Raw genomic sequence first — 20,075 nt, 5'->3', positions numbered from 1 at the left:
TGGGTCCGCGGGTTCGCGGGGGCGGACCGGTAGGATCCGCAAACGTTGTTGGAGGCTGCGGGCACCGGGCCCGCCGAGGTGGTTGGGGGTCGGCGTGGTAGCTGGTCGTGTGGTGCGCTTCGACGGAGCGCGTGGTTATGGGTTCATCGCGCCGGACGACGGCGGCGAGGACGTCTTCCTGCATGTGAACGACCTCCTGATCCCCGAGTCGTACATCCGCACGGGCCTCAAGGTGTCCTTCGACATCGAGGACGGCGACCGCGGGCCCAAGGCCTCGTCGGTGCAGCTCGCCGAGGGGGCCTCCGCCCCCACGTCCGGACGGCACGCGGCCGACGGCGACGACGTGCTCTGCGATGTGCTGCGCGTCGACGAGTTCACCAACGAGGTCACGGAGCTGCTGCTGCGCTCGGCGCCCTCCCTGACGGGGGAACAGATCCTGGCCATCCGCCGGGAGTTGGTGCAGAGCGGCCGCAAGCACGGCTGGGTGGACAGCTGATCACCACGGTTTTTCCGACACCTCGGCGGTGAGCACCGCCACCCCCGCGTCGACCAGGTCGGCCGCGAGCAGGTGCGGCTCGCCGGGGTCGGCTCCGGCCTGGCGCACCCGCTCCCGCTGGGCGAGCGTGTGCAGCAGCAGACCGATGAAGAAGTCCCACCGGTTCTCCCGTACGCGGTCCGGGAGTTCGGGCATGCAGCGCGTGATCCGGGAGTGCAGCAGGAGCAGGCCGCGCGTCCACGGGTGCGCCCGCAGATCGGTCGGCGCGATGCCCTCGACGTACATGGCGTTGACGACGAACCGCAGGAACCAGCTGGGCTGCTCCGGGTCCTCCAGGCGCTCGACCATCGGACGCACCAACACGCCGGTGAGCGCCCGCAGTTCCATGCCCCGGCCCTGCTCGTCGACCGCTTCGAGCAGCTCCAGCTGGCGCGCCGTGGTGACCGTGAGCCGGTCCTCGTAGATCGCGTCGATCAGGCCCCGCTTCGTGCCGAAGTGGTAGGCGACCGCGGACGTGTTGCGCTGGTCGGCGGCCGCGGCGATCTCCCGGAGTGACGTGGCGTGGATGCCCTGTTCGGCGAAGAGCCGCTCCGCCACGTCGATGAGGCGGCGTCGTGTTCCGATCGGGTTCGCGGGGGCCATGGCGAGGAGTGTCGCGTGTCTTGCTTGTTTAACGCAAGCGCGTTAAGACGTCGGTGTGACCGACACGTCGCGACTCGAAGGCCGCAGCACCGCCGCGTACGTCCTGCGGCTGGTCCCGCTGATCCTGCTCACCGAGGTCGTCGCGCTCGAACTCTCGCTGGTCTACCCGGCGTTGCGGCAGATGGCGGCCGAGTTCCGCACCCCGTCGATCGGCTGGACGCTCACCGTCGTCAGCCTTGTCGGGGTGGTGGCGCAGCCGCTGCTCGGCAAGGTCGCGGACGGGCACGGCAAGAAGCGGGTGATCGTGTGCGCGGCGGGCGCCTTCGCGGCCGGCTCGCTGGTGTGCGCCCTCGCGCCGAGCTTCCCCGTGTTCCTCGCGGGCCGGGGCGTGCAGGGTGTCGCCATGGTGATCGCCCCGGCCGCGTACGGGCTGATCCGTGATGTGTTCCCGGTGCGCATCGTGCCGGTGGCGATGGGCGCGATCACCACCGGCATCGGGTTCAGCGTCATCGTGGGTCCCGTCGTCGGCGGGGCGCTGACACAGGCCTTCGGCTTCCGGGCGATCTTCTGGTTCTGCCTGCTGTACGCGGTGGTGCTCACGCCGCTCGTCGTCGCCACGTTCCCGGAGTCGGGGGTGCGGCTCCGGCGGCGCGTGGACGTCGCCGGGGGACTGCTCTTCGGGTGCGGCGCCGCGGGGGTGCTGCTCGCGGTGGGGCAGGGCGGCCGGTGGGGGTGGGGCTCGGGGCGGCTGCTCGCGGTGGCCGTCGGCGCGTGCGTGCTGCTCGCCCTGTTCGTGGTGTGCGAGCTGCGCGCCGCGCACCCGCTGATCGACCTGCGGCTGCTCGCCGGGCCCGCGCTGCGCTGGACGCTGCTCGCCGCGTTCGGCGGATCCGTGGCGATCGGCGGGCAGGCGCTCGCGCTGCCGCAGCTCGTGCAGACACCGAAGGACACCGGGTTCGGGCTCGGGATGGCGCCGCTCGGCGTCGCCGTCTTCCTTGTCCCGCAAGGGCTGTTGAGCGCGGTGGGCGGTCCGCTCGGCGGGCTGCTCGCGCGGCGGCACGCGCCGCGCACCGGACTCGTGGTCGCGCTCGGCTGCCTCGCCACGGGCGCGGTCCTCCTGTCGGTGCTGCACACCCAGGTGTGGCACATCCTGCTCGCGGCCGTGTTCGCGGGCGTCGGCTTCGGCTTCTTCTTCGTGTCCGTGTCGAACCTGGTCGTCGAGGCCGTGCCCGCGACACACACCGGAGTCGGCGCCGGAATGATGGGCGTCGCCAACAACCTCGGCAACGCCACGGGCGTCACGGTACTCGGCGCCGTCCTCGCCCAGCACGTCCTCGACGGACCGGCGGCGGGCGACGGGATCCTCTACGCCGAGTCGGGCTATGTGTCCGCGTTCCTGGTGGCGGCGGCCTTCGCCGTCATGGCCCTGCTCGTCGCCGTCCTCATGCGGCACGGGCGGACTCCGGCGACCGGTGGCGTCGGGGCGGCCCCGCGCGAGAGCAACTCCCTGGCGAACAAGGAAGGTTGACATGCAGCGACCTCATCGGCCCAATATCCTCCTCGTCGTCTCCGACCAGGAGCGCCAGCGCGACTGGCTGCCGGCCACGGTCGAACTCCCGTGGCGCGAGCGGCTGCTGACCGAAGGCCTGGAGTTCACCAACTATTGGACGCACTCCTCGCCCTGCTCGCCGTCGCGGGCCACGATGATGACGGGCCAGTACGTCACCCAGCACCAGGTCGCCGAGAACGTCATCTTCCCCTGGCAGCCCGAGCTCGATCCCGCCGTCACCACCATCGGCGGCGCGCTGCGGGGGGCCGGCTACCGGTCCTCGTACATCGGCAAGTGGCACCTGTCCCGCTCGGCGCGGCCCGACATGGAGGCGTACGGCTACGGGGACTGGGACGGCAACGACCACCACTTCATGGGGCTCGCGGGCACCGGAGTGCACTTCGACCCGGTCATCGCGGACAACGCGGCGCACTGGCTGCGGCGCAACGCCGACGCCCCCGACCCCTGGTTCCTGACCGTCGCGCTCGTCAATCCGCACGACGTGATGTGGTACCCGATCGACCAGCCCGAGTACCAGCGCACGCACCCCCGCACGATGGAGTTCATCCGCCAGTTCCTCGACGGCGACTGGGGCGGCGGGCAGGCGATCCCGCCGTACGAGCGGCCCTACGACGAGGTGTTCAGCGAGCTGCCCGCGAACTTCGACGACGATCTGCACACCAAGCCGGACACCCAGCGGCAGTGGCGCCACGACCAGCAGCACAGCCTCTACGGCCGCATCGACCCCGCCGACAAGGGCGCGTGGCTGCGCCAGCTCGACTACTACGCCCAGTTGCACCGCCTCGCCGACGAGTCCCTGGGCAAGGTGCTCGGTGCCCTGGAGGAGTCCGGTGGCTGGGAGGACACGGTCGTGATCTTCACGTCCGACCACGGTGACATGTGCGGCGGCCACGGCCTGCGCTCCAAGGGGCCCTTCGTCTACGACGAGATCATGCGTGTGCCGTGCTACGTGAAGGCGCCGGGGGTCACCCGCCCCGGGACGGTCAGCGACTCCCTCGCCTCGCACGTCGACCTCGCCTCGACGGTCTGCGCGCTCGCGGGGGTGCCCGCGCCCGACTCGTTCCGCGGGGTGGACCTCACGCCCGTGTTCCGGGACCCGGCCGCCTCGGTGCGCGACTACGTCCTGTTCGCGCACGAGGCGACGCACACCCGCCGGATCCAGCGGACGCGGTACGCCGTGCGCGGCATGTTCGACGGCCGGTTCAAGTACGCCCGCTACTTCGGCGTCGGCGGCGGACTCCCCGCCGACCTGGGCGAGAAGCCGGAGCCCTCGACGATGCTCTACGGCCCGGACGCCGACTTCGACGACAACGACCACGAGCTGTACGACCTCCAGGAGGATCCGGGCGAGTTGGTGAATCTCGCCATGGACCGGGCGCGAAGGGTGGAGCTCAGGGAGCGGTTCGGGAAGCTGCGCGAAGTGGAAGGGGAGGAGTTCGCTCCGCCGGCCTGACCGGCGGGTCGGTGGGCGGGGCAATTTGTGGGCGTGGAATCCCTTTTGCCGCTTGGGGTTATCCAATCTTCACCAAGGGTTGTCCGGATCCCGGACAACCCCCTTGTGTGCGGACTGTATGCGAAATACGTTCTGCCGTATTCCTTGATCGCTCACCGATCGCCCACCCCTCATCCCTGGCGGAGGTACGCCCTCGTGCGCCGAACAGCGGTTGCCCTGACGGCAGTTGTCCTGGCGATGTCCACTTTGTCGGGCTGCGGCTCCTTGCAGTCCTCGGCCACGGAGGTGGGCGGGGAGCGGATGACCGACGACCGGCCGGTCCGTGACGGCGGAACGCTGACCGTGGCCCTCAACGCCGACCCCGACAAGCTCGACCCGACCCTCGCCCAGACCCTCGTGGGCCGCACCGTCTTCGCGGGCATGTGCGAGAAGCTCTACGACGTCAACGAGCAGGGCAAGGTCGTCCCGCAGCTCGCGACCCGGCAGCCCGAGGTGTCGAAGGACGGCCGCACCGTCCGCTTCGACGTGCGCAAGGACGCCAGGTTCAGCGACGGCACGAAGCTGAACGCCGACGCCGTCGTCACCTCCCTGCTGCGCCACCGCGACCTGTCGGGCTCCGCCCGCGCCACCGAGCTGACCCCGCTGAAGTCGGCGGAGGCCACGGGCCCGTACAGCGTGAAGCTCACCCTGAAGCAGCCGTACGTGCCGCTGACCGCGGTGCTCGCCGACCGCTCCGGCATGGTGATGTCGCCGACCGCGCTCAAGAAGTACGGCAAGAACTTCACCAACCACCCGTCCTGCGTGGGCCCCTACCGGTTCGTGGAGCGCGTCGGCGGCGACCGCATCGTCGTCGCCAAGGACCCGAACTACTACGACGCCAAGGACGTCCACCTGGACAAGGTGATCTACAAGCCGATCCCCGACGGCAGCGTCCGCCTCGCCAACCTGCGCTCCGGCGACGTCCAGGTCGGCGACCAGATGGTCCCGGTCGACGTGAAGAGCGCGCTCACCGACAACAAGCTGCGGCTCTTCAACTCGCCCTCGCTGGGCTACCAGGGCATCGGCATCAACGTCGGCAACGTCAAGGGCCTCGGCCAGGCGCCCGGCAAGGTCGACACCCCGATGGCGAAGGACGTCCGCGTCCGCGAGGCCTTCGAGCTGGCCATCGACCGCGACCTCATCAACAAGGTCGCCTTCCAGGGCATGTACGAGCCCGCCTGCGGCCCGATGTCCCCGGCCTCCGCGATCGCGCCCGGCGTCAAGGCCTCCGAGTGCCCGAAGCGCGACGTCCCGAAGGCCAAGCGGCTGCTGAAGGCGGCGGGCGTCAAGGGCGCCGTGCACGTCGAACTGAAGATCCCCACGACGCCCGAGTGGAGCCGCATCGGCCAGGTGATCCAGGCGATGGTCAAGGACGCCGGCTTCGCGCTCACCCTGCGCCCCACCGAGTACGCCACCATGCTCGAGGAGACCGACGACGGCCACTACCAGGCCTTCCAGAGCGGCTGGTCCGGACGGCTCGACCCCGACGGCAACATCGCCAGCTTCCTCCAGACCAAGGGCGCGATGAACGCCTACGGCCTCGGCAATCCCGAGATCGACGAGCTGATCAGGCGCGGCCGCACCGAGTCCGACCCCGCCACGCGCGACAAGATCTACGCCGAGCTGATCCGCAAGGTGAACGCCGAGCACACCCTGATCTACCTCTACCGCCAGAAGAACTACGTCGTCACCGGGCAGGACGTCGCGGGCCTGCGCGTCTACGGCGACGGCCTCGTCCGAGTCAAGGATGCGGGGTACGTCAAGTGACGACCGCTCAAGTGGCTGTCAAGAAGCCCACGTTGAAGAAGTCCGGGCTGCTCGCCGGGCACCCGATGGCCAAGTACGTCCTCACCCGGATCCGGCAGTCCGTCATCACGATGTTCCTCGTGTCGGTCGTCGTGTTCGCCGGCATCCGCGCGCTGCCCGGCGACCCGGCGCTCGCCCTCGCCGGGGAGGAGCGCAGCCCGAAGGCGCTGGCCGCGATCCGCGCCGCGTACGGGCTCGACGACAACATCGTCGTCCAGTACGGCCGGTTCATCGGGCACGCCCTTCAGGGCGACCTCGGCACCTCCTCGCGCACCGGGCTCCCGGTCTCCGACGCCATCGCGCAGGCGCTGCCCGTCACCCTCGAACTCGCCGCGCTGTCGCTGCTGTTGGCGATCGTCCTCGGCGTCGGCGCCGGAGTCGTCGCGGCCGTGCGGCGGGGCAAGGCCGCCGAGTGGATCGCCAACGCCCTTGCTCTGCTCGGCCTTTCGGTGCCGACGTTCTGGCTCGGGATCGTCCTGGTCCTCGCCTTCGCCATCGCCGTACCGGTCTTCGCCGCCTCCGGCTTCGTCCCGTTCGGCACCGACCCGATCGACAACCTGCGCCGCATGGTGCTGCCCGCGATCGTCCTCGGCTCCGGGCTCGCCGCCGTCGTCATGCGCCAGACCCGCGCCGCGATGCTCGACTCGCTGTCCGCGGACTACGTGCGCACCGCCCGCGCCAAGGGCCTGTCGCGCCGCGAGGTGGTCGGCGGGCACGCGCTGCGCAACTCGCTCGTCACCGTCGTCACCGTGCTCGGCCTCCAGCTCGGCCACCTGATCTCCGGCGCGGTCGTCACCGAGCAGATCTTTGTGCTCCCCGGCTTCGGCAAGCTCACCATCGACGCGGTCTTCACGCGTGACTACGCGACGCTGCAAGGCGTGGTGCTGTGCACGTCGTTCGCGTACATCTTCATCAACCTGCTGGTCGACGTGGCGTACTCGGTCATCGACCCGCGCATCCGGCTCGGAGGTGCCCGGTGACCACGCTGGCTCTCACAGGAATACGCGCCCGGGCCGCCGGGAACGCCAAGCTGCGCGCCCTGCGCAAGAACAAGCTCGCCATGACCGGCGCCGTCATCGCCGCCGTGTTCGTGCTCGCCGCGCTGTTCGCGCCGCTCGTCGCCCCGTACGACCCGTCGCGCGCCAACTTCGACGACGTGCTCGCCGCGCCGAGCTGGGCGCACTGGCTGGGCACCGACGACCTCGGGCGCGACCAGCTGTCCCGCGTCGTGTTCGGGGCCCGCGCCTCGATGCAGGTCGGTGTCCTCGCGGTCGTCCTCGCCTTCGTCGTCGGCGTCCCGCTCGGGCTGCTCGCCGGGTACTACGGCAAGGTCGCCGACAGCGTCGTCTCCCGCGTCACCGACACGATGCTCGCCTTCCCGTTCCTGGTCCTGGCCGTCGGCCTCGCCGCCGTCCTCGGCCCCTCGCTCACCAACGCGACCATCGCGATCGGCATCTCGCAGATCCCGGCCGTCATCCGCATCTCCCGCGCCGAGACGCTCCGCCTCAAGCACGTCGACTACGTGGCCGCGGCCGTCGCCAACGGCGGCGGCGACGGCACCGTCCTGTTCCGGCACATCCTGCCCAACGCCACCTCGGCGCTGATCGTGCAGGCCACCGTGGGCATCCCCACCGCCATCATCGGCGAGGCCCTGCTCAGCTTCCTCGGCCTCGGCGTGCAGCCGCCCGAGCCGTCCCTCGGCGTGATGCTGTCCTCCGCCCAGTCCTTCCTCGCGCAGGCGCCCTGGATGGCGGTGTTCCCCGGCCTCGCGGTCGTCGCCGCGACGCTGGCGTTCAACCTGCTCGGCGACGGCCTGCGCGACGTCCTCGACCCCCGTGGAGCGACCCGATGAGCGACCTTGTTTCCCCGGAGTCCGAACCCGTCCTCAGCGTCCGGGACCTGTCGGTCTCCTTCCGCTCCGACACCCGCACCGTGCACGCCGTCGACCAGGTCTCCTTCGACCTGCGCGCCGGTGAAGTACTGGCCGTGGTGGGGGAGTCGGGCTGCGGAAAGTCCGTCACCTCCATGGCCGTCATGGGGCTCCTGCCGCCCACCGCGCACATCACGGGGTCCGTCAGGATCGGCGAGAAGGAACTCGCGGGCGCGGACGACAAGGCGTACGGGAAGATCCGCGGCAACGACATCGCGATGATCTTCCAGGAGCCCATGACGTCCCTGAACCCGGTGCTCACCATCGGGCGCCAGATCGGCGAGGTGCTCCGCCGCCACCAGGGGCTGAACAAGAAGCAGGCACGCGCGCGTGCCGTCGAACTCCTCGACCTCGTGGGTATCCCCGCCCCGGCCGAGCGCGTCGACGAGTACCCGCACCAGCTGTCCGGCGGCATGCGCCAGCGCGTCATGATCGCCATCGCCGTCGCCTGCGACCCCGCCGTCCTCATCGCCGACGAGCCGACGACCGCGCTCGACGTCACCGTGCAGGCGGGCATCCTGGAGGTGCTGCAATCGCTGCGCGAGCGGCTCGGCACCGCCATCGTCCTGATCACGCACGACCTCGGCGTGGTGGCCGACACCGCCGACCGGGTGCTCGTCATGTACGCGGGCCGCCCGGTCGAACAGGCCCCGGTGGACGAGCTGTTCGACGACCCCAAGCACCCGTACACGCGCGGGCTGCTCTCCGCCGTCCTTCGCCCCGGCGGCGAGGGCAAGCGGCGGCTGCCCGAGATCCCCGGCCTCGTGCCGAGCCTCGACTCCCAGCCCGACGCCTGCACGTTCGCGCCGCGCTGCGCCCGCGCCGACGACACCTGTACGTCGAGCCGTCCCGGCCTCAAGGCCGTCGCCGCGGACGCCGGGGCCGACGCCCCGCACCGCGCCGCCTGCTGGCACCCGCACACCCTCCAGGAGACCGCGTCATGAGCCCCGAGCCCGTGCTTGAACTGATCGACCTGGAGCGGCACTTCGCGGGTTCCGGCGGCACCGTGCGCGCCGCCGACGGCGTCTCCCTGGCCGTCGGGCGCGGCGAGGTCGTCGGCCTCGTCGGCGAGTCCGGCAGCGGCAAGTCGACCGTCGGGCGCTGCGCCGTCCGCCTCGACGAACCGACCGGCGGCACCGTGCGCATCAACGGCACCGACGTGACCACCATGTCGCGGCGCGCCCTGCGGCCGCTGCGCAAGGACTTCCACCTGGTCTTCCAGGACCCGTCGTCCTCGCTCGACCCGCGGATGACGGTCGGCCAGATCATCGCCGAGCCGCTCAAGCTGCACGGCATCGCGAAGGGCGAGGCGGCACGCGCGCGTGTGGCCGAACTCCTCGACCAGGTGGGGCTGCGCCCCGAGCACGCCGACCGGCACCCGCACGAACTCTCCGGCGGTCAGCGCCAGCGCATCTCCATCGCGCGCGCCCTGTCCGTCGAACCGGACCTGCTGATCGCCGACGAGCCGACCTCCGCGCTCGACGTCTCCGTGCAGGCCTCGGTCCTCAACCTGCTGGCCGATCTTCAGCGCGACCGCGGCTTCGGCTGCCTGTTCATCACGCACGACCTCGCGGCCGTCGAGTACCTCGCCGACCGCATCGCGGTCATGTACCTCGGCCAGATCGTCGAACTGGCGCCGACGCGCGAGCTGTTCGCCGATCCCAAGCACCCGTACACGCAGGCGCTGCTCTCGGCGGCGCCCGTCCCGGACCCGGCCACGCAGCGCAGCCGCGAGCGCATCGTCCTCAGCGGCGAGCTGCCCAGCCCGCTGGCCCCGCCCGCCGGCTGCCGCTTCCACACGCGCTGCCCGCTCGCCGTCGACCGCTGCCGCACCGAGGTCCCCGCACTGCGGGTGCTGGAGGGCGGCCGCGAGGTCTCCTGCCACCTCGTCGCCGAGGACGGCACGGCCCCGGACGCCGCCTCCGCGCCGCCGGAGGCGCTGTCGGCAGCGTCTCGTACGATCCCCAACACCCGCACCGCCACCAGCTAGGAGCCTCCTTGTTCACCACCCGCCCGACCCTCCAGGGCACCTTCGGCATGGTGTCCTCCACGCACTACCTCGCCTCCCAGTCCGCGATGGCCGTCCTGGAGGACGGCGGCAACGCGTACGACGCCGCCGTCACCGCCGGTTTCGTTCTGCACGTCGTGGAGCCCCACCTGAACGGGCCCGCGGGCGAGGTGCCGATCATCCTGGCGCCGACCGGGGGAGAGGTGCGGGTGCTGTGCGGGCAGGGCGGGGCCCCGGCGGGCGCCACCGTCGCGCACTACAAGTCCCTCGGCCTGGACCTCGTCCCCGGCACCGGACCGCTCGCGGCCGCCGTGCCCGGCGCGTTCGACGCCTGGATGCTGCTCCTCAAGGACCACGGCACCAAGACCCTCGCCGAGGTCCTCAAGTACGCCATCGGGTACGCCGAGGACGGGCACGCGCCCGTGGAGCGCGTCGGCGAGACCGTCGAGACCGTCCGCGAGCTCTTCGAGACCGAGTGGCCCTCGTCCGCCGAGGTCTACCTCGTCGACGGCAAGGCCCCCAAGCCCGGTGAGCTGCTGCGCAACCGGCAGCTCGCCGCCACCTGGAAGCGCCTCATAGCCGAGTCCGAGGAGACCGGCGGGGCCGACCGTGTGGCCCAGATCGAGGCCGCCCGGAAGGTGTGGAGCGAGGGCTTCGTCGCCGAGGCCCTGGTCCGCCAGTCGCAGCGGCCCACGATGGACACCAGCGGCGAGCGCCACGTCGGCACGCTGACCGCGGAGGACCTCGCCGGCTGGTCGGCGTCCTACGAGGCCCCGGCGACGTACGACTGGAACGGCTGGACGCTGTGCAAGGCCGGCGGCTGGAGCCAGGGCCCCGCCTTCCTCCAGCAGCTCTCCCTGCTCCCGCCCGAGCTGCCCGCCTACGGGTCCGCCGACTACGTCCACCTGCTGATCGAGGGCTGCAAGCTCGCGATGGCGGACCGCGAGGCCTGGTACGGCGACGCGGCGGAGGTCCCGGTGGACGCGCTCCTTTCGGACGCGTACAACGCCGAGCGCCGCGCGCTCGTCGACCCGGACAAGGCCTCCCACGAGCTGCGTCCCGGCAGCCCGCTCGGCGCCGAGCCGCGCCTGAGCGCGCACGCCCACGCCGTCGCCTCCGGGGAGGAGGGCTTCGACGCCATGGGGGTCGCGGGCGCGGGGGAGCCCACCGTGCAGAAGTCGTCCTCGGACGAGGAGGTGTCCGCCAACGGCGCCACCCGCGGTGACACCTGCCACATCGACATCGTCGACCGCTGGGGCAACATGGTCGCCGCCACGCCCTCCGGCGGCTGGCTCCAGGCCAACCCGGTCGTCCCCGAGCTGGGCTTCCCGCTCGGCACCCGCCTCCAGATGGCCTGGCCGGAGGAGGGGCTGCCGAACTCGCTCACGCCCGGCAAGCGCCCCCGCACCACGCTCACCCCGTCGCTCGCCCTGAAGGACGGCGTTCCGGTGATGGCCTTCGGCACCCCCGGCGGCGACCAGCAGGACCAGTGGCAGGTGCACTTCTTCCTGGCGGTGGCGCTGCGCGGGGCGGTGCGCGGCGGGCTCGACCTCCAGGGTGCCATCGACGCCCCGAACTGGCACAACGACTCGTTCCCCGGCTCCTTCTTCCCGCGCGGCATGCGGCCGGGCTCGGTCACCGTCGAGTCCCGCATGGACGCGGAGGTCGTCGCCGAGCTGCGCCGCCGCGGCCACGACGTGACGGTCGGCGACGCCTGGTCCGAGGGCCGGCTGTGCGCCGTCGCCCGCGACCCGCGCACGGGCGTCCTGTCGGCCGCGGCGAACCCGCGCGGCATGCAGGGATACGCGGTCGGTCGCTGACCGGTCACGCGGAGTGCGGCCCCCGGAAATCATCCGGGGGCCACCTCCCGTTCATCCGCCGTGGGGGCGTTGTCAGTGGGGTGTGTTCTCATGGAGTCATGATCGAAACGAAGACGGAAAGCATCGAAGACTTTCTGACCCAGAACATCAACCACAAGCTCCTGACCGACGTCGAGGACGTCGTCCGCGCCGCCGCCGCAGCCGAGATCACCCCGCGTTTCCGGCGGCTCGACGCCGCCGAGATCGAGGAGAAGAGCGCGCCGCACGACCTCGTGACGGTCGCCGACAAGCGCGCCGAGGAGTTCCTCACCCGCGAGCTCGCCGCCCTCCTGCCCGGCTCCGTCGTGGTCGGCGAGGAAGCGGTCGCCGCGGACCCGGCCTCGTACGAGACGATCCAGGGCTCCGCCCCGGTGTGGATCGTCGACCCGGTCGACGGCACCCGCCAGTTCGTGCACGGCGACCCCGGCTTCTGCACCCTCGTCGCCCTCGCGCTCGACGGCGTGGTGCTCGCCTCCTGGACGTACGCGCCCGCGCTCGACGAGATGGCCGTGGCGGTCCGCGGCCGCGGCGCGCGGCTCAACGGCGAGGTGCTGCACGCGGGGCCCCCGGCGCCCGGCGCCGACCTGCGGGTCGCGACCTCGCACCCCGACTTCACGACCGAAGAGCAGAAGCGCGCGCTCCTCGGCCTGCGCACGGACGGTGTCGCGCCGCGCCCGTGCGGTTCCGCGGGCCTGGAGTACCTGGGCATCGCCCGGGGCGCCGTCGACGCCGTCGCGTTCAGCTGGGAGCTGGCCTGGGACCACGCGGCCGGGATCCTGCTGGTCGAGGAGGCCGGTGGCGCACACCTCACGCGTGACGGGATCCCGTTCTCGATCCGAGGTGGGAACGCGCTGCCGTTCACGGCGGCGCGGGACGCGGATGCCGCGCGGCGGGTGGCGGGGCTGTTGGCGGGCTGAGCCGGGTCTGTCGACCGGCGCCGTGGTTGCGGACTCGGGGCGCTGCCCCGGACCCCGCGCCTCAATCGCCGGCGGGGCTTGATATGTCTCAACCACCGGCGGGGCTTGATTTGTCGGCCGGGCCGCACGGTGACCCGCGGAGCGGCGTTGTCGGTGGCCCGGCATATCCTGTGCGAGCAGTGGCCATCGGCTGACGAAGGAGTCCGAAGGTGCCGTCGATGCTCGATGCCGTCGTGGTGGGTGCGGGGCCGAACGGGCTGACCGCAGCCGTTGAACTGGCCAGGCGCGGCTTCTCCGTTGCCGTGTTCGAGGCCGAGGGGACGGTGGGCGGCGGCGCGCGCACCGAGGAGCTGACGCTCCCCGGCTTCCGTCACGACCCGTGCTCGGCCGCGCACCCCCTGGGCATCAACTCCCCGGCGTTCAGGAACCTGCCCCTGGAGCGCTACGGCCTGGACTGGGTCCAGCACGAACTGCCCATGGCACACCCGTTCCCCGACGGCAGCGCGGCCGTCCTCTCCCGGTCCGTCGCCGAGACCGCCGCGTCCTTCGGGCCGCGCGACGCGGGCACCTACCGGCGCCTGATCGAACCGCTGCTTCCGCACTGGGACACGCTGGTGAAGGACTTCATGTCCCTGCCGCTCAGCGCGCTGCCCCGCGACCCGGTCACCCTCGCCCGGTTCGGCCTCGTCGGCCTGCCGCCGTCGACCTGGATGATGCGCCGCTTCCGCGACGAGAAGGCCCAGGCGCTGCTCTCGGGCCTCGTCGCCCACGTCATCGCGCCGCTGTCCGGCTTCGCGACGTCCGCGATCGGCCTCGTCTTCGCCCTCGCCGCGCACGCGCGCGGGTGGCCGGTCGCGCGCGGCGGCTCCCAGGCGATCTCCGACGCGCTCGCCGGATACCTGAAGGACCTCGGCGGCGCCGTCCACACCGACTACGAGGTGAAGCGGCTCGACGACCTGCCGCCGGCCCGCGCCTACATCTTCGACACGTCGCCGACGGCGGTCGCCCGGATCGCCGGGCTCGGCCGCTATTACGACCGCTTCCGGTACGGGGCGAGCGTCTTCAAGGTCGACTACGCACTCGACGGACCGGTGCCGTGGACCGCGAAGGAGGCCCGCACGGCCGGGACGGTACAGGTCGGCCCGTACCGCTCGGACATCGGCCGGGCCCTGAACGAGGCCTCGCGCGAGGGCCGCGGCCCCGAGGCGCCGTTCCTCATCACGGTGCAGCCGACGGTCGCCGACCCCTCGCGCGCGCCCGAGGGCAAGCACACGTTCTGGGCGTACGGCCACGTGCCGAACGGCTGGGACGGCGACCTCACCGACGCCATCGAACGCCAACTGGAGCGCTTCGCCCCGGGGTTCAGGGACCTCGTCCTCGCGCGCGCGACGGCGGGCCCGCCCGAACTCGCGGTCCGCAACGCCAACTACGTGGGCGGCGACATCGCCTCCGGCGCGGCCAGCGGCCTCCAGCTCCTGCTGCGCCCCAAGCTCTCCCTCTCCCCGTACACCACCCCGCACCCCGCCGTGTACATCTGCTCCTCGGCGTCCCCACCGGGACCGGGAGTGCACGGCATGTCGGGCCACAACGCCGCGAAGGCGGTGTGGAGGAGGCTGCGCGCGTCATGAGCGCTCAACTCGTGCTGGTCCAGGGCGACATCACCGCCCAGGAGGTGGACGCGATCGTCAACGCGGCCAACTCCTCGCTGCTCGGCGGCGGGGGAGTGGACGGAGCGATCCACCGCAGGGGCGGCCCGGAAATCCTGGCGGCCTGTCGTGACCTGCGCGCCTCCGGCTACGGCAAGGGCCTCCCCACGGGGCAGGCGGTCGCCACGACGGCCGGCCGCCTCCCGGCCCGCCACGTGATCCACACGGTGGGCCCGCGCTGGTCCCCCACGGAGGACCGCTCGGCCCTCCTCGTCTCCTGCTACCGCGAATCGCTCCGCGTGGCCGACGAGCTGCACGCGCGCGTGGTGGCGTTCCCGGCGATCTCGACGGGGATCTACGGCTGGCCGCTGGAGGACGGGGCGCGGATCGCGGTGGAGACGGCCCGCACGACACCCACGTCGGTGCAGGAGATCCGCTTCGTCCTCTTCGACGACGGGGCGCGTGAGGCGTTCGAGCGGTCCCTTTCGGGCGGCTCCGGCCAATCAAGCCCCTGCGGCGATTGAGCAGCGGGGTCCGGGGCAGAGCCCCGCGACCGCAACCACGGTCGACGTACATGTCGAATTTCCGCCAGCCAAGCCGCCCACCTTGCCCGAACCTAAAGGCATGCACACCGACACCGATCGCTGCGTACGCGCCGTGCAGGCCAAGGACACCCGTTTCGACGGAGTGTTCTTCACCGCCGTGGTGACCACTCGCATCTACTGCCGCCCCGGCTGCCCGGTCGTGCCGCCCAAGCCGCGCAACATGCGCTTCTACCCCAGCGCCGCCGCCTGCCAGCAGGCCGGATTCCGGGCCTGCAAGCGATGCCGCCCCGACACCAGCCCCGGCTCCCCGGAGTGGAACCAGCGCGCCGACCTCACGGCCCGCGCCATGCGCCTCATCGGCGACGGCGTCGTGGACCGAGAGGGTGTCCCCGGACTGGCCCACCGCCTCGGCTACAGCGCCCGCCAGATCGAGCGGCAGCTCCTCGCCGAGCTGGGAGCGGGCCCGCTCGCCCTGGCCCGCGCGCAGCGCGCCCAGACGGCGCGCATCCTGATCGAGACGACCGGACTCCCGCTCTCGGAGGTGGCGTTCGCCGCCGGATTCTCCTCGATCCGCACCTTCAACGACACGGTCCGCGAGGTGTACGCGCTGTCGCCGACGGAGCTGCGGACGCGCGTGCCCCAGGGGCGGACGAGCACCCAGGGCGTACTCGCCCTGCGGCTGCCGTTCCGCAAACCCCTCAACCCCGACAACCTCTTCGGCCACCTCGCCGCGACGGGCGTACCCGGCGTGGAGGAGTGGCGCGACGGTGCGTACCGGCGCACGCTCCGCCTCCCGTACGGTCACGGCATCGTGGGTCTGACGCCCGGCGCGGACCACATCGCCTGCCGCCTGATCCTCACCGACCAGCGTGACCTCACCGTGGCCATCAGCCGCTGCCGCCGCATGCTGGACCTCGACGCGGACCCGGTGGCGGTCGACGAGCAGCTCCGCACCGATCCGCTCCTGGCGCCACTGGTCGACAAGGCGCCGGGACGCCGCGTGCCGCGCACCGTCGACGAGGCCGAGTTCGCCGTACGTGCCGTGCTCGGGCAGCAGGTCTCCACGGCCGCCGCCCGCACCCACGCGGCCCGCCTGGTCCTCGCCCACGGTGAGCCCGTGGAGGACCCCGAGGGCGGCCTCACCCACCTCTTCCCGTCCCCGGCGGCCCTCGCCTCCCTCGACCCGGAATCGCTGGCGCTGCCCCGCAGTCGCCGGGCGACCCTCACCACCCTGGTACATCAACTGGCCGACGGGCGGCTGAAGTTGGGCCCGGAATCCGACTGGGAGGAGGCCCGCGCCCGGCTCGCCGAGCTGTCCGGCTTCGGTCCGTGGACCATCGAGGCGATCGCCATGCGCGCCCTCGGCGACCCGGACGCCTTCCTGCCCACCGACCTCGGCATGCGCCGCGCGGCCCAGGGGCTCGGCCTGCCGCACACCCCGGCGGCACTGACCGCCCGGGCGGCGGCCTGGCGGCCCTGGCGCGCGTACGCGACCCAGTACCTGTGGGCGACCGAAAGCCACCCGATCAACTTCCTTCCCGCGTAAGGAAATCCACTCATGCAGCAGATCCACCACACGGTGATCGACAGCCCCTACGGCGCCCTCACCCTCGTGGCCACCGACGACATGCTCTCCGGCCTCTACATGACAGACCAGCGCCACCGCCCGCCGCAGGAGACCTTCGGCATCCGCGACGACCGCCCGTTCGGGCGGGCGATCGACCAGCTGAACGCCTACTTCGAGGGCGAGCTGCGGGAGTTCGACCTGCCGCTCGACCTCCACGGCACCCCGTTCCAGCGCTCGGTCTGGGCGCAGCTCCAGCGGATCCCGTACGGCGAGACCCGTACGTACGGGGAGCTGGCCGAGGCGCTGGGCAAGCCGGCCGCCTCCCGGGCGGTGGGCCTCGCCAACGGCAAGAACCCCGTCGGCGTCATCGTTCCCTGCCACCGCGTCATCGGCGCGAACGGCGACCTCACCGGCTACGGCGGCGGCCTCGACCGCAAGCGCCGCCTGCTGGCCTTCGAGCGCCACGGAAGTCCGGCAGACGCCCTGTTCTAGCTCTCGTACACCCCGTACGCCGGCATCCCGGCCGTCTCGAAGACGTGCACGGACAGTCCGCTTGCCGTCGAGCGCTGGCTGATCAGGTGCAGGCCCGCCGGGGTGCCGCCGTCCGGGAACAGGCGGCGGCCCCGGCCGATCACGACCGGGGCGATCGCGAGGCGCAGCTCGTCGACGAGGCCTGCCGCGAGCAGTGACTGGGCGAGCCGTGAGCTGCCGTGGATCTGCAGCTCACGGCCGGGCTGCCGCTTGATCGCGTCGACCTCGGCGGCGATGTTGCCCGCCAGGATCGTGGTCGGATTCCAGTCGGCCCCGGCCGGGCTCTGGGTGGCGACGTACTTCGGCAGACCGTTCATGATCTTCGCGAAGGGGTGGTCGGTCATCGTCGGCCAGTCCCGCGCGAAGTTCTCGTACGTCCGGCGTCCGAACAGCAGCCCGTCCGCCCGGCCGAGCCAGTCCTCGGCGATCCCCATGAACTCCTCGTCCACGTACGGCACGAACCAGCCGCCGCGCGTGAATCCGTCACTGGTGTCCTCGTCGGGGAAGCCGGGCCCCTGCGACACCCCGTCCAGCGTCAGGAACTGCTGCACCACCAGCTTCATCGAGCACCGCTCCTTCGTAGGTCGGCAGGTCGCTGCCTCAGCCTGCCGGACGGACGGGGCGCGCGCACCGCGATCCGCGTTTCAGTCCGTGGCCTCCGCGTGCACCGGCTTCGGGATCAGCAGCGACGTGAACAGGGCCGCCACGATGAGCACGAGCCCCGCCACGACACCGGCGCTGTAGCCGCCGACCGAGGTGGCGTCGGCCGGGGCGACGGAGTCCATCGCCGCGTACAGGACCACGAAGCTGAGGCCCGCGCCGAGGTTGAAGCAGCCCGCGTTGAGGCCCGGCAGGAAGCCGGGGTTCTCGGGCGGGGAGAGCACGATGCCGAGGCCGTTGAGCATGATGTTGGCCATGCCCGCGTAGGTGACACCCAGCAGGATCGACACCGCGAGGAGCAGTGCCGACGAGTCCGTCTGGAGGGTCAGCAGCGCCAGGACCGTGGAGACCGCCGTGGCGATCAGGCCGGTGCGCAGGATGCGGCCGTAACCGAACGTCGCCGCGAGGCGCCCCGAGATCGGGCCCATGGCGAGGCCCGCGAGCGCGTACGGGGTGAGCGTCCACCAGGTCGCGCCCTCGGCGCCCAGGCCGAGGCCGACCGAGGTGTCCTGCGCGAAGCCGGGCAGCAGCCCGTTCATGATCGCGAAGACGCCGGTCATGGTGAGCATCGTCGACAGGAGCAGCGACCAGGTGGCGCGCCGCTTCAGCAGATGCGTGGTGACCAGCGGGTGCGAGGAGCGGTTCTCCATGCGCCAGAACGCCCAGAACGCGAGCGCTGCCACGACGAGGAGGCCGATCGCGAGCGGCCAGTTCGCTGCGGCCAGCTTGCCCGCCTCGTTGAAGGCGATCAGGAGCGCGCCGACGGAGATCACCAGGAGCAGCACGCCCGGCCAGTCCATGGGTGGCCGCTCGCTCGCGCGGGACTCCGGAGCGAAGGCGCGCACGAGCACGGCCGAGAGCACCGCGAAGGCGGTCATGACCCAGAAGATCGACGCGTAGCCGTAGTGCTCGGCGAGCGAGCCGCCCGCGAACGAGTCGACGCCCGCGATGCCGCCGTTGACGGCGGTGACGACGCCCATGAGGGTGCCGTACCGCTTCGGGTCCGGGACCTCGACGCGCAGCATGATCAGCGCGAGCGGGATCGTCGGGCCCGACGCGCCCTGGATGACACGGCCCACGGCGAGCATCCCGACGGAGGTCGCGAGCGCGGAGATCACGCAGCCGACGGCCATCAGGACCATCATCCCGGTGAGCACCTTGCGGCGGCCGATCAGGTCGCCGAGGCGCGGCAGGAAGAGCGAGAACAGCGCGGCGGCCGTGAAGAACGCGGTCTGCGTGACACCGATCGCGGACGCGGTGGTGTCCAGCTCGTCCGCCATCGTCGCGAGCGCCGGGCTGAGCATCGAGGCGTTGAGCTGGAAGGCGAAACTGGCCGCGAGCAGCGCGACCATGAGGGCGCCGATCCGGACCGGGCGCCGCGCGTCGGGGCCGCCGGCCGAGGAGTGGGGGGAGGCGGCGACGTTCATGCTGCGGGCGCCCCGTTCCCGTCGGGCTCACCGATACGGGCGAGCGCGTCGACGACGAGGTTCCAGAACTTCTCGTGGTCGAGGTCGACGGCGACCTGGGTGTGGCAGTCGTCGGGCGCGGGCGCGCGCAGGTCGGTGACGGTCATGCCGAGCGTGAGGGAGCCGCGCAGCTCGATGTCGACGGGGGCCTTGCGGACGGTCATGACGCTCGGGTCGATGACGTACGCGACGGCGCACGGGTCGTGCACCGGCGGGTGCTCGAAGCCCTGGTTCTCGCGGTAGGCCTCGCGGAAGAACTCGAGCAGTTCGAGGACGAACCGGGCGGGCTTGGTCCCCACCGCGGCGATCTTCTTCTCCACCTCGGGGGTGGCGAGCGCCTGGTGGGTGAGGTCGAGGCCGACCATGGTGACCGGCCACGGCTCGTTGAAGACGATGTGCGCGGCCTCGGGGTCGATCACGATGTTGAACTCGGCGACCGGGCTCCAGTTGCCCTCGTGGTAGCCGCCGCCCATGAGGACGACCTCGCGCACCCGCTCGACGATGCGCGGCTCCTTGCGTGCGGCCATGGCGATGTTCGTGAGACCGGCCGTCGGCACGATGGTGATCTCGCCCGGCTCGTGCGCCATGACCGTGTCGATGATCAGGTCCACCGCGTGCCGCTCGTCGAGCTCGAAGAGGGCGTCCTGGAGCGCGGGTCCGTCGAGGCCCGTGTCGCCGTGGATCTCGGGCGCGGTCTCGATCGTACGGATCAGCGGCCGCGGGCAGCCCGCCGCGAACGGCACCCCGGTGATTCCGGCGATCGCCGCCACGGAGAGGGCGTTGCGCGTCACCTTCTCCAGGGTCTGGTTGCCGACGACGGTGGTCACGGCGACCAGGTCGATGTCGGGATTGCCGTGCGCGAGCAGCATCGCGACCGCGTCGTCATGACCCGGGTCGCAATCGAGGATGATCTTCCTGGCCACCGGTACGAGCCCCTTTG

18 protein-coding genes are annotated in these 20,075 nt (G+C 71.9%); 14 read left to right on the top strand and 4 right to left on the bottom strand.

The features are described from left to right. The first annotated feature begins 94 nt into the window (after nucleotides 1–94). Nucleotides 95–496, top strand: a complete 402-nt coding sequence (locus ACNYS0_RS09900) for a cold-shock protein (RefSeq protein ID WP_422472408.1) — start codon at nucleotides 95–97, stop codon at nucleotides 494–496. On the opposite strand, the gene ACNYS0_RS09895 is transcribed toward ACNYS0_RS09900, so the two are convergent. Further along, entirely contained in the window at nucleotides 497–1,138 is a 642-nt protein-coding gene (locus ACNYS0_RS09895; protein WP_422472406.1) for a TetR/AcrR family transcriptional regulator, read from the bottom strand. 55 nt (nucleotides 1,139–1,193) lie between these two features. Between ACNYS0_RS09895 and ACNYS0_RS09890 the strand changes: the two genes are divergently transcribed. The 13 genes from ACNYS0_RS09890 to ACNYS0_RS09830 all read left to right on the top strand — a co-directional run bounded on the left by ACNYS0_RS09890 (nucleotide 1,194) and on the right by ACNYS0_RS09830 (nucleotide 16,970). Then, complete coding sequence (locus ACNYS0_RS09890) at nucleotides 1,194–2,666, top strand: MFS transporter (RefSeq protein WP_422472404.1); 1,473 nt, start codon at nucleotides 1,194–1,196, stop codon at nucleotides 2,664–2,666. 1 nt (nucleotide 2,667) lies between these two features. Continuing rightward, nucleotides 2,668–4,161 (top strand): sulfatase-like hydrolase/transferase, encoded by a 1,494-nt coding sequence (locus tag ACNYS0_RS09885; protein ID WP_422472402.1) that lies wholly within the window; start codon nucleotides 2,668–2,670, stop codon nucleotides 4,159–4,161. Between the two features lie 237 nt (nucleotides 4,162–4,398). Further along, nucleotides 4,399–5,967 carry an ABC transporter substrate-binding protein gene (locus ACNYS0_RS09880; protein WP_422472400.1) on the top strand — a complete coding sequence of 523 codons (1,569 nt, stop codon included), beginning with the start codon at nucleotides 4,399–4,401 and terminating at the stop codon, nucleotides 5,965–5,967. Between the two features lie 65 nt (nucleotides 5,968–6,032). Continuing rightward, nucleotides 6,033–6,986, top strand: a complete 954-nt coding sequence (locus tag ACNYS0_RS09875; RefSeq protein WP_422482559.1) for an ABC transporter permease — start codon at nucleotides 6,033–6,035, stop codon at nucleotides 6,984–6,986. Between the two features lie 5 nt (nucleotides 6,987–6,991). After that, a complete protein-coding gene (locus ACNYS0_RS09870; protein ID WP_422482557.1) occupies nucleotides 6,992–7,858 on the top strand; it encodes an ABC transporter permease in 867 nt (288 codons plus the stop codon). After that, nucleotides 7,855–8,880: an ABC transporter ATP-binding protein gene (locus ACNYS0_RS09865; RefSeq protein ID WP_422472398.1), complete on the top strand. Its 1,026-nt coding sequence runs from the start codon at nucleotides 7,855–7,857 to the stop codon at nucleotides 8,878–8,880. Before ACNYS0_RS09870 ends, ACNYS0_RS09865 begins: the two co-directional genes overlap by 4 nt. Continuing rightward, complete coding sequence (locus tag ACNYS0_RS09860) at nucleotides 8,877–9,926, top strand: ABC transporter ATP-binding protein (protein ID WP_422432740.1); 1,050 nt, start codon at nucleotides 8,877–8,879, stop codon at nucleotides 9,924–9,926. Before ACNYS0_RS09865 ends, ACNYS0_RS09860 begins: the two co-directional genes overlap by 4 nt. An 8-nt stretch (nucleotides 9,927–9,934) precedes the next feature. After that, nucleotides 9,935–11,764, top strand: coding sequence for a gamma-glutamyltransferase family protein (locus ACNYS0_RS09855; RefSeq protein WP_422472396.1), 1,830 nt, complete (start codon nucleotides 9,935–9,937; stop codon nucleotides 11,762–11,764). Nucleotides 11,765–11,862: 98 nt separating this feature from the next. Further along, the gene (locus ACNYS0_RS09850; RefSeq protein ID WP_422472394.1) at nucleotides 11,863–12,720 is read left to right on the top strand and encodes an inositol monophosphatase family protein; all 858 of its coding nucleotides are present in this window, start codon (nucleotides 11,863–11,865) and stop codon (nucleotides 12,718–12,720) included. 209 nt (nucleotides 12,721–12,929) lie between these two features. Next, nucleotides 12,930–14,348: a phytoene desaturase family protein gene (locus tag ACNYS0_RS09845; RefSeq protein ID WP_422472392.1), complete on the top strand. Its 1,419-nt coding sequence runs from the start codon at nucleotides 12,930–12,932 to the stop codon at nucleotides 14,346–14,348. Continuing rightward, on the top strand, nucleotides 14,345–14,890 hold the full coding sequence (locus ACNYS0_RS09840; RefSeq protein ID WP_422472390.1) for an O-acetyl-ADP-ribose deacetylase: 546 nt from the start codon (nucleotides 14,345–14,347) through the stop codon (nucleotides 14,888–14,890). Before ACNYS0_RS09845 ends, ACNYS0_RS09840 begins: the two co-directional genes overlap by 4 nt. 100 nt (nucleotides 14,891–14,990) lie before the next feature. Then, entirely contained in the window at nucleotides 14,991–16,457 is a 1,467-nt protein-coding gene (locus tag ACNYS0_RS09835; protein ID WP_422472388.1) for an AlkA N-terminal domain-containing protein, read from the top strand. Between the two features lie 12 nt (nucleotides 16,458–16,469). After that, on the top strand, nucleotides 16,470–16,970 hold the full coding sequence (locus ACNYS0_RS09830) for a methylated-DNA--[protein]-cysteine S-methyltransferase (RefSeq protein ID WP_422472386.1): 501 nt from the start codon (nucleotides 16,470–16,472) through the stop codon (nucleotides 16,968–16,970). On the opposite strand, the gene ACNYS0_RS09825 is transcribed toward ACNYS0_RS09830, so the two are convergent. From ACNYS0_RS09825 to uriH, 3 genes are all read right to left on the bottom strand, one after another. Then, a complete protein-coding gene (locus ACNYS0_RS09825) occupies nucleotides 16,967–17,572 on the bottom strand; it encodes a dihydrofolate reductase family protein (RefSeq protein WP_422472384.1) in 606 nt (201 codons plus the stop codon). The two genes, ACNYS0_RS09830 and ACNYS0_RS09825, sit on opposite strands and share 4 nt — an antisense overlap. Before the next feature lie 81 nt (nucleotides 17,573–17,653). Beyond that, entirely contained in the window at nucleotides 17,654–19,096 is a 1,443-nt protein-coding gene (gene uriT / locus ACNYS0_RS09820; RefSeq protein WP_422472382.1) for a uridine transporter UriT, read from the bottom strand. After that, a complete protein-coding gene (gene uriH, locus ACNYS0_RS09815) occupies nucleotides 19,093–20,058 on the bottom strand; it encodes a uridine-preferring nucleoside hydrolase UriH (RefSeq protein ID WP_422472380.1) in 966 nt (321 codons plus the stop codon). The genes uriT and uriH overlap by 4 nt, the downstream gene beginning before the upstream one ends. Between the last annotated feature and the right edge of the window lie 17 nt (nucleotides 20,059–20,075).

It is taken from the genome of Streptomyces anthophorae, assembly GCF_049310305.1.
Classification (GTDB): domain Bacteria; phylum Actinomycetota; class Actinomycetes; order Streptomycetales; family Streptomycetaceae; genus Streptomyces.
The sequence above is the reverse complement of the archived record's forward strand: the minus strand, read 5'-3'. Positions and strand labels throughout refer to the sequence as shown.

Bases quoted from the DNA above. Each gene is read 5' to 3' on its own strand.
- ACNYS0_RS09895 (WP_422472406.1), bottom strand. From the start codon at position 1,138: ATGGCCCCCGCGAACCCGATCGGAACACGACGCCGCCTCATCGACGTG.
- ACNYS0_RS09885 (WP_422472402.1), top strand. From the start codon at position 2,668: ATGCAGCGACCTCATCGGCCCAATATCCTCCTCGTCGTCTCCGACCAG.
- ACNYS0_RS09880 (WP_422472400.1), top strand. From the start codon at position 4,399: ATGTCCACTTTGTCGGGCTGCGGCTCCTTGCAGTCCTCGGCCACGGAG.
- ACNYS0_RS09875 (WP_422482559.1), top strand. From the start codon at position 6,033: ATGGCCAAGTACGTCCTCACCCGGATCCGGCAGTCCGTCATCACGATG.
- ACNYS0_RS09865 (WP_422472398.1), top strand. From the start codon at position 7,855: ATGAGCGACCTTGTTTCCCCGGAGTCCGAACCCGTCCTCAGCGTCCGG.
- ACNYS0_RS09860 (WP_422432740.1), top strand. From the start codon at position 8,877: ATGAGCCCCGAGCCCGTGCTTGAACTGATCGACCTGGAGCGGCACTTC.
- ACNYS0_RS09850 (WP_422472394.1), top strand. From the start codon at position 11,863: ATGATCGAAACGAAGACGGAAAGCATCGAAGACTTTCTGACCCAGAAC.
- ACNYS0_RS09840 (WP_422472390.1), top strand. From the start codon at position 14,345: ATGAGCGCTCAACTCGTGCTGGTCCAGGGCGACATCACCGCCCAGGAG.
- ACNYS0_RS09835 (WP_422472388.1), top strand. From the start codon at position 14,991: ATGCACACCGACACCGATCGCTGCGTACGCGCCGTGCAGGCCAAGGAC.
- ACNYS0_RS09830 (WP_422472386.1), top strand. From the start codon at position 16,470: ATGCAGCAGATCCACCACACGGTGATCGACAGCCCCTACGGCGCCCTC.
- ACNYS0_RS09825 (WP_422472384.1), bottom strand. From the start codon at position 17,572: ATGAAGCTGGTGGTGCAGCAGTTCCTGACGCTGGACGGGGTGTCGCAG.
- uriT (WP_422472382.1), bottom strand. From the start codon at position 19,096: ATGAACGTCGCCGCCTCCCCCCACTCCTCGGCCGGCGGCCCCGACGCG.